The organism is Paraglaciecola sp. G1-13, assembly GCF_055809255.1.
Genome location: NZ_CM147903.1, coordinates 348,844 through 364,813 on the forward strand (window position 1 = coordinate 348,844; position 15,970 = coordinate 364,813).

The 15,970-nt window shown below is 44.3% G+C and carries 15 protein-coding genes; 6 read left to right on the forward strand and 9 right to left on the reverse strand.

The genetic code is table 11. The annotated features are described in order from the left end of the window. Positions 1 to 315: 315 nt before the first annotated feature. From AC0L6N_RS01530 to AC0L6N_RS01555, 6 genes are all read right to left on the reverse strand, one after another. The gene (locus tag AC0L6N_RS01530) at positions 316 to 879 is read right to left on the reverse strand and encodes an AAA family ATPase (RefSeq protein WP_473478221.1); all 564 of its coding nucleotides are present in this window, start codon (positions 877 to 879) and stop codon (positions 316 to 318) included. A gap of 50 nt (positions 880 to 929) precedes the next feature. After that, on the reverse strand, positions 930 to 1,568 hold the full coding sequence (pnuC, locus tag AC0L6N_RS01535) for a nicotinamide riboside transporter PnuC (protein WP_473478224.1): 639 nt from the start codon (positions 1,566 to 1,568) through the stop codon (positions 930 to 932). Next, entirely contained in the window at positions 1,565 to 2,674 is a 1,110-nt protein-coding gene (locus AC0L6N_RS01540; protein ID WP_473478227.1) for a Kelch repeat-containing protein, read from the reverse strand. The genes pnuC and AC0L6N_RS01540 overlap by 4 nt, the downstream gene beginning before the upstream one ends. 96 nt (positions 2,675 to 2,770) lie before the next feature. Continuing rightward, a complete protein-coding gene (locus AC0L6N_RS01545; protein WP_473478230.1) occupies positions 2,771 to 3,727 on the reverse strand; it encodes a 1-aminocyclopropane-1-carboxylate deaminase/D-cysteine desulfhydrase in 957 nt (318 codons plus the stop codon). 38 nt (positions 3,728 to 3,765) lie between these two features. Continuing rightward, entirely contained in the window at positions 3,766 to 4,818 is a 1,053-nt protein-coding gene (locus tag AC0L6N_RS01550; protein WP_473478232.1) for a GGDEF domain-containing protein, read from the reverse strand. A 96-nt stretch (positions 4,819 to 4,914) separates the two neighbouring features. Continuing rightward, positions 4,915 to 5,625 (reverse strand): ZIP family metal transporter, encoded by a 711-nt coding sequence (locus AC0L6N_RS01555; protein ID WP_011573644.1) that lies wholly within the window; start codon positions 5,623 to 5,625, stop codon positions 4,915 to 4,917. A gap of 252 nt (positions 5,626 to 5,877) precedes the next feature. Here AC0L6N_RS01555 and AC0L6N_RS01560 point away from each other — a divergent pair, with 252 nt between their 5' ends. Together AC0L6N_RS01560 and AC0L6N_RS01565 are read left to right on the forward strand one after the other, a co-directional pair. Beyond that, positions 5,878 to 6,267 (forward strand): MAPEG family protein, encoded by a 390-nt coding sequence (locus AC0L6N_RS01560; RefSeq protein WP_473478235.1) that lies wholly within the window; start codon positions 5,878 to 5,880, stop codon positions 6,265 to 6,267. Positions 6,268 to 6,284: 17 nt separating this feature from the next. Then, entirely contained in the window at positions 6,285 to 7,745 is a 1,461-nt protein-coding gene (locus AC0L6N_RS01565; protein ID WP_473478236.1) for a mechanosensitive ion channel family protein, read from the forward strand. 58 nt (positions 7,746 to 7,803) lie between these two features. Here the strand turns inward: AC0L6N_RS01565 and aceK are convergent, their stop codons facing one another. Then, entirely contained in the window at positions 7,804 to 9,537 is a 1,734-nt protein-coding gene (aceK, locus tag AC0L6N_RS01570) for a bifunctional isocitrate dehydrogenase kinase/phosphatase (protein WP_011573647.1), read from the reverse strand. Between the two features lie 308 nt (positions 9,538 to 9,845). Between aceK and AC0L6N_RS01575 the strand changes: the two genes are divergently transcribed. Together AC0L6N_RS01575 and AC0L6N_RS01580 are read left to right on the forward strand one after the other, a co-directional pair. After that, on the forward strand, positions 9,846 to 10,676 hold the full coding sequence (locus AC0L6N_RS01575) for an aminoglycoside 6-adenylyltransferase (RefSeq protein WP_473478238.1): 831 nt from the start codon (positions 9,846 to 9,848) through the stop codon (positions 10,674 to 10,676). Between the two features lie 382 nt (positions 10,677 to 11,058). Then, on the forward strand, positions 11,059 to 11,781 hold the full coding sequence (locus AC0L6N_RS01580; protein ID WP_473478239.1) for a hypothetical protein: 723 nt from the start codon (positions 11,059 to 11,061) through the stop codon (positions 11,779 to 11,781). A 21-nt stretch (positions 11,782 to 11,802) separates the two neighbouring features. Here the strand turns inward: AC0L6N_RS01580 and AC0L6N_RS01585 are convergent, their stop codons facing one another. Further along, complete coding sequence (locus AC0L6N_RS01585) at positions 11,803 to 14,448, reverse strand: AAA family ATPase (RefSeq protein ID WP_473478242.1); 2,646 nt, start codon at positions 14,446 to 14,448, stop codon at positions 11,803 to 11,805. 262 nt (positions 14,449 to 14,710) lie between these two features. Between AC0L6N_RS01585 and AC0L6N_RS01590 the strand changes: the two genes are divergently transcribed. Together AC0L6N_RS01590 and AC0L6N_RS01595 are read left to right on the forward strand one after the other, a co-directional pair. Next, positions 14,711 to 15,181 (forward strand): DUF4405 domain-containing protein, encoded by a 471-nt coding sequence (locus tag AC0L6N_RS01590; protein ID WP_473478243.1) that lies wholly within the window; start codon positions 14,711 to 14,713, stop codon positions 15,179 to 15,181. After that, positions 15,178 to 15,465, forward strand: coding sequence for a hypothetical protein (locus AC0L6N_RS01595; RefSeq protein WP_473478246.1), 288 nt, complete (start codon positions 15,178 to 15,180; stop codon positions 15,463 to 15,465). Before AC0L6N_RS01590 ends, AC0L6N_RS01595 begins: the two co-directional genes overlap by 4 nt. A gap of 74 nt (positions 15,466 to 15,539) precedes the next feature. Here AC0L6N_RS01595 and AC0L6N_RS01600 read toward each other — a convergent pair whose 3' ends face one another. After that, the gene (locus AC0L6N_RS01600) at positions 15,540 to 15,956 is read right to left on the reverse strand and encodes a BLUF domain-containing protein (RefSeq protein ID WP_011573653.1); all 417 of its coding nucleotides are present in this window, start codon (positions 15,954 to 15,956) and stop codon (positions 15,540 to 15,542) included. Between the last annotated feature and the right edge of the window lie 14 nt (positions 15,957 to 15,970).

Here is a 15,970-nt window from a genome sequence, read left to right on the forward strand (position 1 = left end):
TTAGACAGCTTAGCGCGATGGGAAGATCAAAAAAGCGCCTTACCCGGACAAGAATAAGACGCTTTCGTTTGAAGAGCTTTACATCGCTCGGTACTGCTATTTTTATTATAGTTATTATTGTTCCCTGTATTAGATGATCTGGACATCTAATACACTTAAGCCTTTGCAACACATAGGCCAACTTTTAAAGTTCTTATAATTCATGCAGTTACAGATTTTTCAATAGAAAGCCGCGATAGAAAGGTGCCATAACAGTGGTATACTTTAGTGCAATAAGCACCAAATTAGTGAGCAATTTCAAACGTTTACAATATATTAACAGGTCGCGGGTGTACTGAAGCTTTGCTTAATTTGACCGGTAAGCTCATCAAGTGCGATACGCACTTGGGCAACGCGAGATTCAATATCACCACTGACTTTCACGAATGGAATTGCGTGGTTAATTAAATATTGATTCAGAAACTGTTGGAACTCACTTCGGTTGGCGTCTCCAGAGCGCTCCCACGTATCATCATAGGGAATATCGTTATCACAAAGTACTACCAAGTCGTAACGTTGCCAGCTGTCTTCGGCGAGTCTGGTCAGTTCAGGCAGAGCAGTTGTGTGGTAGTGGCAGGCAAAGTGCCAGGTCGTAAACGCATTGGTGTCACAGAATAAATAGCCTTTGGCTTTTTGTTCGGCGTCATCTTCCCATTGGTTTTGCACTTGGGCGATATGCAATAATTGCTCAGGCGTAAGACGCCTATCGACCTGATGTTCAATCCAATACTCTCGGCCATATTCCGCTACAGAAATTGAATTGAATTGTTCAGCGAGGGTTTCACTGAGCGTTGATTTACCTGTAGAAGGCGCCCCTAAAAAAACAATTTTTTTGATCATGGAGATACTGTACTCGTCATATCACTTTGCTGTTTTCAGGGAAGCCCAAATTAACTCAGTGCTTTGTCTAAATGTGTGGAATGCTTTTCACTATTATGGCGACGGAATTCTTTTATCCAAGTGTATTGGCCAATACAGGCCATTATCAAGAAGCAGAAATACAAGGCGGACGTAGGATACAAGCCTTTTTGCCAATATAGTGAGATGGAAACAATATCGACAATGATCCACACCACCCAGTTAAACAGTTTGCGGTGAGTCAGCAACCACTGAGCAATTAAGCTCGCGCAGGTGGTAAAAGCGTCAACATAAGGGAAGCTGGCATCGGTATAACTAGACATAGCTAAGCCTAATATTGCAGCGCTTGCTAAGGCTAATCCGCCAAACCCAGCATATTCTTTCGCACTGCCTTTGACCGGGGATATATGCCCTTGCTGATCTTGATGGTTGCTCCACATATACCAGCCATAAATCTGGAAGCCGATGTAAATAATGTGCAAACCCATATCGGAATACAGTTTTACATCGAAAAATATCCAGCTATAAATACTGACTTGAACAAAACCAAAAACAAAGCTCCAGCGACTGCGCTTTATTAACAGAAATACGCAAAGAAACCCGGCCAAGGTGGCTACCCATTCAATGATGGACGCTCCAGCAAATCCCTGTATCCATTCTAACCAGCTCATGGTGTTAATACCTGTATGTCACCCATAAATGAATTTCCCTTGCCACCATTACCGCCAATAATATACAAGCTATTACCCATCGAGGTGATGCTAGTATATAGGGCGCTTTGATAATTGAATGGTGCTACTTGCCAGCGTGAGGTGTCACGTTTTAAAAAGTAGCTGTTGTTGGTTTCATCTTCATTGCTAAATACCCATAGTGCGTTGTTTAGCCACGTTGCACTGTGGGCGCTGACTGGATGCGGCAGGGCAGTTATGTTTTGCCATGTATTGCTCGCCACTGTGTATCGCTCGACATTGGCTAGGCTATCTGTGTTTTGTTCGACCCCTACAACATAAATATCTTGGTTATCGGTTACCACGGCTGTAGATTTTGCGCTTGGCATATTGGCCATCTTTTGCCATTCTTGCTGCTGGATGTGATAGCGCCAAACAGACGCGCTTGGAGTGAGTTGATAACCGTTTTCTGCCTGGTAAGAAGAACCACCGAGTACGTACAGGTAACCGTCAAGATAAACGGCTTTATTGTCTCTCAAAGGTTCAGGGATATCCCCTAAGGTACGTGTTTCAAGGGTACGGGTGTCGAACACTTCAATGCGTTGCTCTACGCGTACCTTGTCTTCTTGATGACTCACGCCACCAAGCAAATATATCGAATGCTGCCCATCGAAAACTGCCGAAAAGTAGCCCCTTGGTAGCACGCGATTTTCAAGTACAGCGACTTCACCGGTGGTAGGGTTGATAATTTCAACATCACTTAAATAGCCTTGCTTACCATACCCTGCAAACACATAAATATATCTGCCGTCTGTTGCTGAAGCATGGGCAAAACGCGGTGTCTTCAAGTGTAAAGTTGGGGCGGAGCTCTCCTTGTCGGGTGTATCAGAGTGTTCAATCTTTAGCTCAGATTGTGAAGAGGTTCTAAGTACGGTCTGCATAGGGGGGGTAAGGTGACCACTGGCCTCAGCTCGTTCTACTTTTGTCTCTACTTTTGTCTCTAGTTTGGTCTGTGCACTGGGTGATGCACCAGGGGAATGCTGAAAGGCGCACCCGGTTATAAGAACAGGCAAACTTAATAACAATAAAAATCGAATGTTAAACAACATACTCGCCATATAGTGTGGTTGGACTGATTATGGGCGGGAATATACCATCTGAAAGTGAGAATGTATCCATTCGCCAGCAGATGATGTACGCAAGTATTAGCCTCTAGCGCCTTGTAGTCCACCTGTATGCAATAGCAAAATTTTGCTGCCGCGTATAAACGCCTTTTTAGCCATGAGTTCTTTTACCGCCCAAAAAAGCTTGCCGCTATACACAGGCTCAATAGGAATGCTCAGTGTCTCATTGATCGACTGGCAAAATTGATGCAGTTCAGGTGTAGCCTTCGCGTAGCCATTAAAATGAAACTGGTGGTTAATGTGCCAATCAGCGATAGGTTCACATGTGTTAGCTTGCGATGGCAACATAGCCTGGGATGACAGTAAGTTACTCACCAACTCTTCGAGATACCCCTCACCTTTGAGTACAGCGATTCCGATGATTTTGGTGTGTAATGGCACAGGTTGACTCATCGCACCATGAATAATCCCGGCTAATGTCCCCCCGCTGCCAACAGGCGTTAACAAGTAGTCATAACGTTGAGTGAGCTCACGAATAATGTCCGCCACGCCAGCGAGAGCGAACTCAGAAGAGCCGCCTTCTGGGATAAACATAGCATTAGGATATTGCTGAGCTAATGAGGCCAAGTAAGTTTCGTCATTGCGCAGTTGATATGTCTTACGATCAGCAAATTGCACGTCAGCTTGCCATGCCACTAAATCTTGTAGCATAGGTGTCGGATTCTTATGAAAGTGACCACGTACTATCGCTGTTAGCTTTATATTTAGGCTATTGCAAGCATAACCCAGTGCATGTAGATGATTCGAATGCGCACCGCCGAAGCTGACGATGTGCCGAACCCCAGTGCCAACAGCTCGCTCAAGTGTGTAACGTAATTTACGCCATTTATTCCCTGATACTACGGGGTGAATTAGATCGTCGCGTTTTACCCATAATTGCACTTCATCAGCATGCTCCCAATCCGGGAATATCTGCTGCGCAGGGGAGGGGAGAGAAATGTCCTGAAGAATAGGCGTTAAGTTTAAGGTGTCGTTCACGAGGGCCCTACAGCTGTTATAAATGCCACAGTGTAACCCTAATCGTCAGGACTGAATAATAAGGCTCTGTTTCTACCTGTCGCTTTGGCGCGATACAACGCAGAGTCAGCCTGTTCAATTAATTCATTCGACTTTTGATGGGGGCTAGGAACAAGCGTCGCGATGCCAATACTCACCGTGATAGGTATTTCGCTATCTTGATAGACAAATTTATGCTGTTGAATCGACTGCATAATGGCATCAGCCATTTTTTTGCTCTGCTGTGGATTGCAACCAGACAGCAAAACAGCGAACTCTTCCCCCCCGTAGCGCACCGCAATATCAGTTGCACGGTTAATCGGTTTATTGATTGCATGAGCGAGGTGGACCAAGCAGGCGTCTCCGCCTAAATGGCCGTAGGTATCGTTGACTGATTTAAAATGATCTGCATCTATGATCAGCAAAGCGATTTCTATTTTATGCCGTGTTGCGTGGTACCAGAGGTTTTCGAAATACTGATTGAAATACCCGCGATTATAAATACTGGTTAAGGCATCTGTTTGACTTAGGGTCTCAAGCTCTCTTCGTTGGGCTTGAAGCTCAATTTCAATCTCAAAAGAGCGTTTGTATTCCTTGTTCGACCTTATGCCAATCCCAGAAATGTAGAGCAAAAACACCAGCATCATACCCGCTAAAGGAAGAAACCCGTCGGTTAAAAATCCGGTTATCATCACTGGCATCATCAACAACGACAAATTCACAAACGCAAACCTGAGTCTTGGACTAAGGGCAAAAAGCGCGCTGACGCTAATACCTGCGGTGGCTAGCATAGAGATGTGAATAATGGGAGTGAAGCGCTCATCAAAAATTGCCAACGTAAACACATAACCAAGTATGGCGGCTTGCAGTAGCGATAAAACGGCAAAAATCGCAAACCACAGACGGGAAGAAAATTCGTATAAGGGTTGTGAGAAGAAGTAGTGAATGAGTCTTAGGGCACTGATAAAAAACATGCAACCTGATAGCACATAAGCCAGCTTGGTTTGAGCTTCTAAAAAATGTAACGGCCAAAAAATGACCGGTAGTATAAATGCGTAAACAATGACGCCCATCAGAGAACGTCTCAGTAGATCGAAGTCAATACGTTTTTGAATACTTGAAGTGCGAATAACTACTCACCCTATAATGTTGCCAATATTTAACGTGTTTTACGTTAGCATAAAACCAATTAGCCCAAGCGCGAACCCGAACACACCCCCCATAGGAGGAAACCAATGTTTATCGAGTTTCGCTTGTGGGGCAATATCCTGGAAAATCGAATATAAAATACCGCCTGATGCAAAAAGCATAATCGCAGACACGTAATCAGGGTAGTCAGCAAGCCAAAAATAACCACTTAAACCCGCCGCGGGACCAAATAAAGCTAGCGCGCTAAAAATGACTAAAAGCCGATTGGCGCTGAATTTATCCCCTTCGCGCATTTCTCTAAACGCATTGAAACCCTCTGGCAAATTTTGTAGGGCGATAAGCACAGCAAGAAGAACCGCATTGCTTTTACCCGTGGCGAAGGCTGCTCCTAAGGCAATTGACTCAGGTATGAAATCGGCCAACATAGCCGCAAGCTGACTGGCAGGGGTGTCAATCTTGACCAGTAAAATATCGATAGCCATAAAGCTCAAGCTGCCAGCAATAAAAAACACCAAGCTGGTGGTAAGGCTTAAGTTAGCAATCCCTTCTGGTACGAGCACCAAAGCCACAGCAGAAAGCAGCGCGCCACCGCCAAAGGCAATCACTAAATGACGAAATTCTTCTTCAAACCACTGGGATTGAAAATGTTCGATACGCGCTACCACAGCGCCAACAGGCATTGCTAAACCTGCGATTAACGTAAAAATAATGACTAACCAAACATTATCCATAGATTACCTTTAGTTGCGCATAAAATGATGAAACGTTATATAACGAAAATGCGCTTTCAGAATATGCGTTATTCTATAAAAATCAAAGCATTAAGATTACTACAAATGAGTGATTTTGGGTCACTAACGGACACACCAAACAGCGAAATCCACTTTTTCTGGGAATGTTTCCAGATCTAAACATGGCTAGGGAAATCGGTAAATTGCGTGATAAGGTCGTTTGGTCTGATATTTATTAATAAGCAATACATTATGACCATTATACTTCTGTGTTTACTCATCGCGGTTTTGATGCCAATTCTTGCCAAAGCTCCTTTGGCGATAGCGATGAATAAAGAGCAAGACGGCTACGACAACCGCTATCCTCGTGATCAGCAAAAGCAACTCGCGGGGTTTGGAGCGAGGGCGGCAGCAGCGCACGCAAATTGCTTTGAAGCGCTGATTCTATTTGTACCGGGTGCGCTGGCTGTGGTTGCAACGCAATCTGCTGGTCATTTGGCCCAATACAGTGCGATTGTGTTCATTGCAGCTCGTTTCGGCTACTTATGTGCCTATTGGTTCAATGTGCATGTTTTGCGTAGCATTTTATGGGCAATTGGCTATATTGCGTCATTGTTTCTTATTTGGTTAGCCATTCCATAACTGGTTAGAGAATTAACGTGGATACGACAGATACCAACACCTTCATCATCGCTACTTCGTCCGTCGCCGACGCTACTTTACCCGTCGCCGACGCTACTTTACCCGTCGCCGACGCTGTAGCAACTAAAAACACTGCAGTACTAGAAACTACGGGTCAGTCATTAGTGCAGACGGCGCAACATTACCTAGAGGTAGCCCATCAGCATCTCTTTATGGCCGATACCTACATACAACTTGGCTTAATTGCTGGTATCTATTTATTAGCATATTGGTTTGGTAGTAAATTACGAAAGGCGTCTAAATTCGTCGATAACCAGCCTGATTCAAAAGACCACCCCATACGAAAAATTACCTATCGTATCGACAAAATGCTCTTTCCGCTGATTGCGATTATTCTTCTAAAGGTGGTTAGCGAGTTTAGTGCCAGCATTATAGGGGCTAACTGGATCTTAGATTTAGCCTTAACCATCGCCGTGCTGTTGTTTGTTAATTCAGTCATTAACGTGTGTGTGTCACACCCGATACTCGCCAACTTATTAAAGTGGATGATGCTGCCCTTATTGTTTCTGCATATGGTGGGATGGCTAGCGGGGATTATTGAGGTGCTGCAGGGCTTGAGCATTAACCTCGGAAATATTGAAATCTCAGCCTACGGACTGGCGCGAGTGTTAATTTTTGGCACGCTGTTGTTTTGGGTAGGCCGCGCTTCGAATAACGTGGGCCAAGACATTATACGTAAGCAAGAGTCCTTGGATATCCGCACCCGAGAAGTATTCGCTAAGCTGTTTGAAGTCGCTTTGGTGTGTGTTATTGCCTTGCTACTTCTGAATGTGATGGGCATCAACTTAACCGCACTAGCCGTGTTTGGTGGCGCAGTGGGCGTCGGTTTAGGCTTTGGTTTACAGTCTATCGCATCAAACTTCATCTCTGGCATTATCATACTCCTTGACCGCTCAGTGACCATTGGCGATTACATTGAAATGGAAGACGGACAAAAGGGCTTCGTAAGGCATTTCAAAATGCGCTATACCACCCTTGAAACCTATGATGGCAAAGACATCATGGTGCCTAATGAAAAGTTTATCTCTAGCACATTTGTTAACTGGTCTCACAAGAACCCCAAGCAGCGATACCGCGTGGACTTCTCCGTGGCTTATCAAACCGACATTCGAGCCATGGTCGAAATAATAAAAGAGGTAGTTGCTGAGCACCCGCAAGTGTTGAGCGGTGATGAATACCCCATTGAAGAGCGACCAGATTGCGAAATTGATAGCTTCGGGGATTCAGGTGTAAACGTGTTTGTAGAATTTTGGATGGAAGGCATTGATGACGGTAAAAATCGCGTCGGCGGTGATTTAATGCTGTCTATCTTTGAAACGCTACGTGAACACAACATCTCCATACCGTTCCCGCAGCGTGAAGTACGTGTTCTTAATACTGATTATACGGTAACCAATACCACCGAGAAAAATAACTAGAAGGTGTCCTACCGCTGATAAATAATGGCGGTAGAGCATGTTGTCAGGTGTAACCTGTTTAGTTCACGAAACGTTTCGCTTGGTTATAGGGGATAAAATCCGGGACATCCCCTTTTAACGATTGGGCCTGCATATGTTGCCAATATTCGGCTGTCATTATTTCTCCGTGCAAAGCCTTAAGTTCTTGCTTCAAGTGCTTCTTACCCACTATAAAGTGCTCAAACTGCTCCGGAAAAACATCTGTCGGGCCCACTGAAAGCGTGTCAATGGCGTAGGGGTCGTCAGATTTGGGTAAGGTTCTAAATTCACGCTCAGTCAAGTAGCAAATTTCGTCATAATCGTAAAATATGACGCGGCCGCCTCGGGTGATCCCAAAGTTTTTATGTAACATGTCGCCAGCAAATATATGCGCTGCGGCGATTTGTTTAATGCATAATCCCAAATCATTCAAGGCGCTGGTTATCAATGCAGGGTCGGGTTGTTGCTCTAAAAAGATGTTTAGTGGTGTCATTTTACGTTCTATGTACAAGTGCTTAATGATCACTTCTTCATCGGTAAGCTCAATGCTACTGGCGCAACAATCGAGTAATTCATCAACTAACGCTTGTTCGACTCTGTGGCGGGGTAGACGAAAATTTACGTATTCATGAGTGTCTGCCATGCGTCCCACTCGGTCGGTCATTTTGACAAGTTTATAGCAGTCTTTCACATGTTGACGGGTAATTTTTTTACTTTCAGGAAACTCATCTTTAATGATTTTAAACACCACGCCGTAAGACGGTAAGTGAAATACGGCCATAACCAACCCGCGTATCCCTGGGGCTATGGAAAATTGGTCATTCGACTCCTCTAGATGCGCTAAAAAGTTACGATAAAATACGGTTTTTCCGTGTTTATATAACCCAAGCGCTATGTATAGCTCGAACTTCTTTTTGTGAGGGAGTAGCTCATGGAGAAAGGCCACTACTTCTGCGGGGTGCTGGGTGTCAGCCATAAAATAGGCGCGGGCGAAACTAAACACCACACTGAGATCCTGACGCTCAGTGAGCAAGGCTTCCACCACAATTTTGTGTTTTTCACCTGAGGTTTCCGCTTCAGCAATAGACAGCGGGATCACGAAGGGCAGGGTTTCATCGGGCATGCAAATTCGCCCAATTAAGTAAGCGGATTTACTACGATAAAATACCGGTTTTAACATCTCCACCGTATGCACGCTGGCCAATTGTTCTCTATTTAAACGCGCACGCAACGCTCCATCTAGATGCTGTAAATCACGTTGCATGTCCTGAAAAGCAATATCGAAATGGTATTGACTAAAAATGTCTTCTAACATTCTGCGCACCGTGCCTGAAGTATCAAAACTGTGCACCACTAAATGGCGCTGCAACCCCGCTAAATAGCAACGTGTGGGCATAATAAACATCATCTCATCATTGATTTTTTGATGTTTGAAAATTCTGCCTAGCACCGAGTTGTAAAAGGTCTCGGCTAATTCATATTGAGGATGGTCGCTGAGTATTTTTTGATACCGTGTTTTTAGGTCAAACCAAAATTGGTTGTTTTCTTGATGGGGAAACACCTGCTGATATATTTCGCCCACTGCGTCAGCCAAAGTGCGCTCATAAATAGCAATGCGTTCTTTTACTGCCTTTTGCGTTTCTTGCCACAGGGCTTGTTCAAAACGTTGTTGGGCATCGCGTGTAATTCGTGAATGCCAGCGATAGCTTTTGTCAAAGCCGTGCAATATTAAATACGCTACTTTATTCAACACGGAAGAATGTGTGTTGTTCACCCAAAACCTACTTATGCTTTAACAATCAATGCGCTACCAATAGCAAAAAAGCCGCTAGGTTGCCATGCAAAATAGATAAAACGGCTACGACTTCACGTTTTGATGCTATTTGATTGGTGGATTTATTACCCGTTATTTAATCATTGGTTTACGCATCTTATTGTGAGAGGCTAAAGTATTACTGTGTAAAATAAAACCAAATACAGTGGGGCTAAGCTAAGCCGTGTAAAGCAAGTCTGTGTAGTAAAATCCAAGTTATTGGAAAGTCTGAAAAACGTCGCAACATCATTTGCAAGGGGGCACTTCCCATGTTGAAAAAGATCACCAGCGCATTACCACACCATTTATCGTTTCTTAAACGTATTATTCGTCTCACTCAAAACAATGAACAGTTCTGTGGTTTATCGATTTCAGGCTCTGCATCTACTAATAACTTGGACAAATACAGCGATCTGGATCTGGTATTGGCGGTGAAACCTCAACACTACGAAGCGCTAGTCAAACAGCGCGAAGAGTTAGCGGCGTCATATGGTGAATTGCTAGGGTGTTTTACCGGTGAGCATGTAGGTGAGCCTAAAGTACTGATTTGTTTGTATCAAGAGGGCGATGAACTACTGCATGTGGATTTGAAGTTCGTTCCATTGCCTGAAGTCGTGCAACGGGTGGACAATCCGATTGTACTGTGGGAAGAAGACAGTCAGTTAAGCGATATTTATCAAGGCTCACACGGGCACTACCCAATGCAAAGTCTGCAATGGTATGAAGATAGATTCTGGGTTTGGGTGCACTACGGTGCCGCCAGAATAGGGAGAGGGGAACTATTTGAAGCATTTGAGTTTGTCTCGTTTCTGCGCCAAACCGTGATAGCGCCTCTAGCGAAAAAAGCCCATGGGCTTGAACCTAACGGCGTTCGTCGTATTGAACAAAAATTGCCAGAATTGGCAAATGAGCTTAAAGGAATATTACCAAGCATGGATAAAGCGGAGCTCAAGTCCTGTTTATACGCCCTGGCTGATCTCTATGTTCATTATAGAGAGATGCTGAGCACAGACCTAGCATCTAAAGGTGTTGACTGCGAACAGGTGAACGTTAATCAAAAAGCACAGACTGCTTCGTTGGCTTATTTAGCGAATATATAACCCTCAATAGCAAGCAGTGCGCGCATTCCTTGAATATTGATGGGCGTACTGTTTTACACATCCATGCGTATTATTATCTACCCATCATATAAGCAAACGCCAATCAGGCATCTGTCCTTCTCATCCATTTTTCTGCGATTCTTAGGGTCTTCAAAAGAGCTATTCGTGCGGGCACACTGACATTTGAAATTTAGGTAGTTTCTTTCAAAAATTGAGTATATCTACTCTAGATTTTAGCGTTAATCCCCCTCTATATTTAGCAAACGGATTACGTTTTTTTTATGTTAAACGGGTTTGCAGCTAAAGCGCATTGACTCATCAAGAAACGTAATGCTAAGCCAAGCCAATCACGGAATGTGGCTAATATTAAGAGGACATCAAAATGAATAAAACCATGTTAATCGGCATTTTACTGTGCACTTTGGGTACGGTTACTTCGAATCAAAGTAACGCGAGTTTACTGGTTTCTGGGGATACTATAAATTTGTCCGGCACCACGGCTTTGCTGCAACCTGAATTGGCTGGTTCAGTTATTTATGATGAAATTTTGTATGACAGTGTTTCCCCTAGTGGAAGCGAATTTTTTGTTGTTGGTATTCAAGTGCAAAATCGTGTGGTGCGCTCAAGCCTTGATGGCAGCTTAATATTTGCCCCAAGGATTATCTCAAGTCTTAACAATACCTCTGGAAATTTTCTAATCGACAGGACGGTAATTAACGGCTTTTCTGACTATACACTGGATGTCGAATACCGAACCGATGGTGCAGGAGACCGAGGACCTAATAACGCCTCTCGTTCGCTTGACGCAGACCAGCTTACTTTTGATTTTTTGTTTCCGCTGGTGGTGTCTAATCTCAACCCAAACCCCCAACAAGACAGTTACTTCTTTTCAATAAACTCGAACGGTTCGGCGTATACCAACACAGGTACTATGAGTATTTTTGGGCGACATGTCGATTATCCAGATGAGGTTTTTGAATTAAACTACACAGGTATTGCAGTGCCTACTGAGGGCAGCGTGCAAGTGCCTGAACCCGCAATGGCCTCACTTGTATTATCGTGCTTCGCTTTCTTAGCCTTTAGAAATCAATCGAAAAAGTCTTAAGTGTGTTTAGCCTTGGTGCTATCAATTGTCGATGCTAGATAACCAAGGCTCATTTTGCACGCGAAGTATGGCTTCCATTCTATTGGCTACATTCAATTTGCTGAGAATAGATGAGACGTGATTCTCTACCGTTCGCTGGGAGCGAGACAACAAATCTGCAATTTCTTGATTACTTGACCCCGCGCTTAGATAACCTAACACTTGTTGTTCTTTCGCCGTCAACCCAGCGGGGTGTTGACGGGTCTGCTTATACGGACCGCGGCGAGCGGATGGTAAATCCTCGAGTACACCAAGTTGTTTTGCTTTATCTCTTACTTTAAGCAACGTCGCTTTTGCTCCGATAGCTTCAAGCATTCGAAATGCTCGAGGCAGGGCATCTTTTGCCGAGTGTTGTTCGCAGTGCAACAAGCTGAGGGCTGCGTGATACGGCATTTCCATGTTCATCCATACTTCAGCCGCGTCTGCATATTTTTGCTGTAATTCAAGTTGATAAGGCAAGGGTAAGGGGAAGGCGGTGTTGGTTTGTATGCTAAAACCGAACCTGCTTATCCATAGCGCTAATTCAGCACTACGCCAGTGATCTAAGCAACTTGCATCGAGCTCTGTGAGCCATTGTAAATGCGTGAAAGCCACCTCTTTATTGTCATGTAGCCAAGCCGCCTCAATAGCACCGAATCTTGCGGGGATAATATATTGCAATTCGTCTGTGGCCATTGCGTTTTCTAGCGCTTGGGAGATTCGCTGATCGCAACCCGTAGCACCTAAACGCAGTTGTGAGCGTGCTAGCGCAATAAGTGCAGGTAGCTTCATGAGTAAGGTCAATTTATCTCGTCCGAGTACGCCTTGTGAAATCGTCTGGGCATCTTCTAACCGGCCTTGTTCTAAGCGTAATTGTGCTTGAATACCAATTAGGTAATAGGTCCAGGAATCGAGATCGTACGTGGTATCAAACGCGATGCCCGACGCAATGAGTTCTTCTGCCATAGCAAGTTTTTTATAACGAACGCAATAATCTGAAAAATTGGTGTACACCCGAGCTGCGTGTTCATGAAAGCCATGCTTTATCGCCAGTGCTAAGCTTTCATGTAACATCGCTTCACCGTCTTCATCTCCCCTAAATACCTTGGCAGATCCCACATTGTTTAGGGCATGAATACGAAGCTCTGGATCAGTAAATGTTTTTTCTAACTCGAGGGCGCGATTTCCCCAGACGATTGCCTCGTCCATACGATCGTTGAGCATATCCAGTTGGGCTCTAAAGGAGTAAGCCATAACGCGTTCGCTGCAAATGGGTACACTTTCTAACGTTTTAATCGATTCATTTGCGAAGTGCTCTGCTTCTGCTGCCTCACCTCTATACCAATGTAACCGAGATAAAAAACGTAAGTTTTCACCGACTTTTTGTTGTCGATTTAGTGCTCGCCATAATGTGATTGCGTGACGACGTGCTTCAATTACGCTGTCATCAATCTGCAAAGTGAGACCAGTTTCGTATGCCCAATCTTGGTAAAGCTGAGCGGCGAGTTCTGTGGGGGCGTCGTCCACGAAGCGCAGTGCAACGCGTAAATAGGCTGCAGCCTCACGGTGTGCACCATTTTTCGCTGCATTTTTACCGGCAATGGGGGCGTACTTGAGCACACGTTTAGCGTCCAAGGCGCTAGCTGAGTGATGTATCAATAAGGCTAACGTGTCATGAGTCTGAGATGCTTCTAACGCCAGTACTATTTTATTATGTAGCTGTTTTTGTTTGCTAATAGCAATAGAAGCGACGGTGCTTAGGCGAGCGAGCTCGTGGCGAAAACGGAAATTACCCACATCATCCACTGTTAGCAATTTTCGAGGGACACAAGCGATAGCGTGAGTTTCCCCCTCGATACCGCATAGTGCCAAGATGAGTGACAGCGGCACACTGTTGGGGATAAGGCTAATGGTTTCGAGAAAGTGACGTATTGCTTGGGGCAATTGATTTAAACGAAAAACAATCGCTTCTTTCACTGACACAGGAATGTGATTTTTATCAGCACTATCAACCGCTAATAGCTCTGTAATGTAGAAGGGGTTGCCTGCGGTAATGTTAAGCAAGGTTGTGCTATCGTGATGACTGTCTTTCGCCAGTTGTGCAATGCCTGTTTGTGTTAAGGGCAGAATAGGAATGCGCGATGTGTGCGAAGAGGGAAGAACATCTAATACGGTTCTAAACGGATGTGTTTCGCCGACCTCATCATCTCGATAGCTAATAACCAATAAGCATTTTACAAAAGCGATTCGCCGAACCAGAAACTTAAATAAATCAAGTGTAGCGTGATCTGCCCAGTGAACATCTTCAAAAATCAGAATGACCGGCTCACTTGACGATTCAAGTGCCTGATAGAAAGCAGAATAAATATTGGCAGTAGAAGCTCCGTTTTCTAACAGTTCTAACAAGGATGTAGACAGTTCAGCGACTATGTCATGTACAGGACCGAACGGCCTTGGGGTGAGTAGGGGATCACATCCACTCCAATAAAATCTCGCTCTGGTTTGATAGCTACGGCGCATTTGTTCAAGAAATGTGGTTTTTCCTATTCCTGCTTCACCACTGATCAGTGCCACATGACCGGTACCGCTCGCGAGTTTTTTAACACACAAGCCAAATTGTGAAATAGCACTTTCTCGTTCAACCAGCATTGGCTATCAACTTAAACCTATTTCTCGAAGTGACGGTTACTTCTACCTTAATAGAGCACGGTTAGAAAATCTATTTTGCTTGAAGACGATTGCTTAGACTGTCGGAGGGTATAAGGCACGAATAGGGATGTAGTTGACAAAGTCATCCAACTGTATGAGAGTAGACTTTATCAACTAAATACATTTTTCGTTCAGCGGGTGATGATATGGCGATAATCCGCGTGATTATCAAAACGCAGACTAAAACAGGTTCGACTATTTAATGTCAGATTGGAAACAAAATATACACAAAACCCGTTACGTAATGGACGTGTTGCTGCTGGTAAGCTTTATGATTGTTTCAGCTCCGCAGGCGACGGGTGTACCAGGACATGAGTGGTTGAGTGTGTTGTTTGTGGTGCCCTTTACCGTGCATGTGTTGTTGCACTGGGACTGGATAAAACAAAGTGCAAAACGCTTCGCTGAGCATATATCCGCCAGAGAACGCATTAGTTTGGTGTGGAATTACCTGCTGTACCTAACGATGTTGCTTGCTACTGTCAGTGGTTTTTTGGTCTCCGTGGCGCTGTTACCAACGCTTGATATTGAATTACACATTCAAGATTTTTGGTCGAAGATCCACCACGATTCAGCAACGTTGATCATGCCGATTATAGGTGTGCATCTGGCCCTACATTGGCGCTGGATAGTGAATTTGACTAAGCGTATGTGCCTGAAGCGGGCGAAAGCATGAAGTACCTGCAATACCATTGGAGGTCGCGTACTTTTGTCGTTTTATTGATCTCTGTTGTGATCAGTGTGCTACTGATCTCTTTGGAGTTGACTGATTGGGCCGCACAGATAAACCAACAAGGGTATTCACACGGTGGGGAAGGCGGAGAAGGTAATAAAATGCCGAGCTTTTTGAGATACATTCTACCTTTTGTCAAAGAGTTGGTGTTGATTGGTGTGCCCATGTTGCTGACGTTATTGGTGCTCAAATTATCAAATATCACAAAGCGAAAGATGCAAAAATAGCGTTTGCTTAGCGAATCAGGGAACATTTGACCCTTCCTGGTGATCCCTGAACAGAATGCTTTGCAGGCGCTGCTTTAGATATCAGTTTGTGCGCCAGCCATTTCTGTCAAAAACGTAAATGCTTGCTCTGGAGTCATATTATCGGGTGAAAACTCTGTTTGACCTAGTGCTTTTAACAATGCAGAAAACTTTGCTGAGCTGGCTGCATAGCCCATTTGCCATTGCGGGAATACGTGTTCGTTCACTTCGTTATAGCTGATAATGACGACATCGTCGTGCCGAGGATCATCAGCGATATCTAAATAAAGCTCATTGACTGTTTCTCTATCTCCCTCAAGGGCCTGAAGGAAATACTGCTGGTCGTAACAGAGCATGCCGCAAACGTCGATACTATTATTATTGTCTCGTGCAGTGCCCAAAATATCCTTCAAATCAGACAACGACATTTCTCTTGATGCACGACTGTAGTAGAGCAATCTGACTAATTTCATAAAGATTTCCTTCT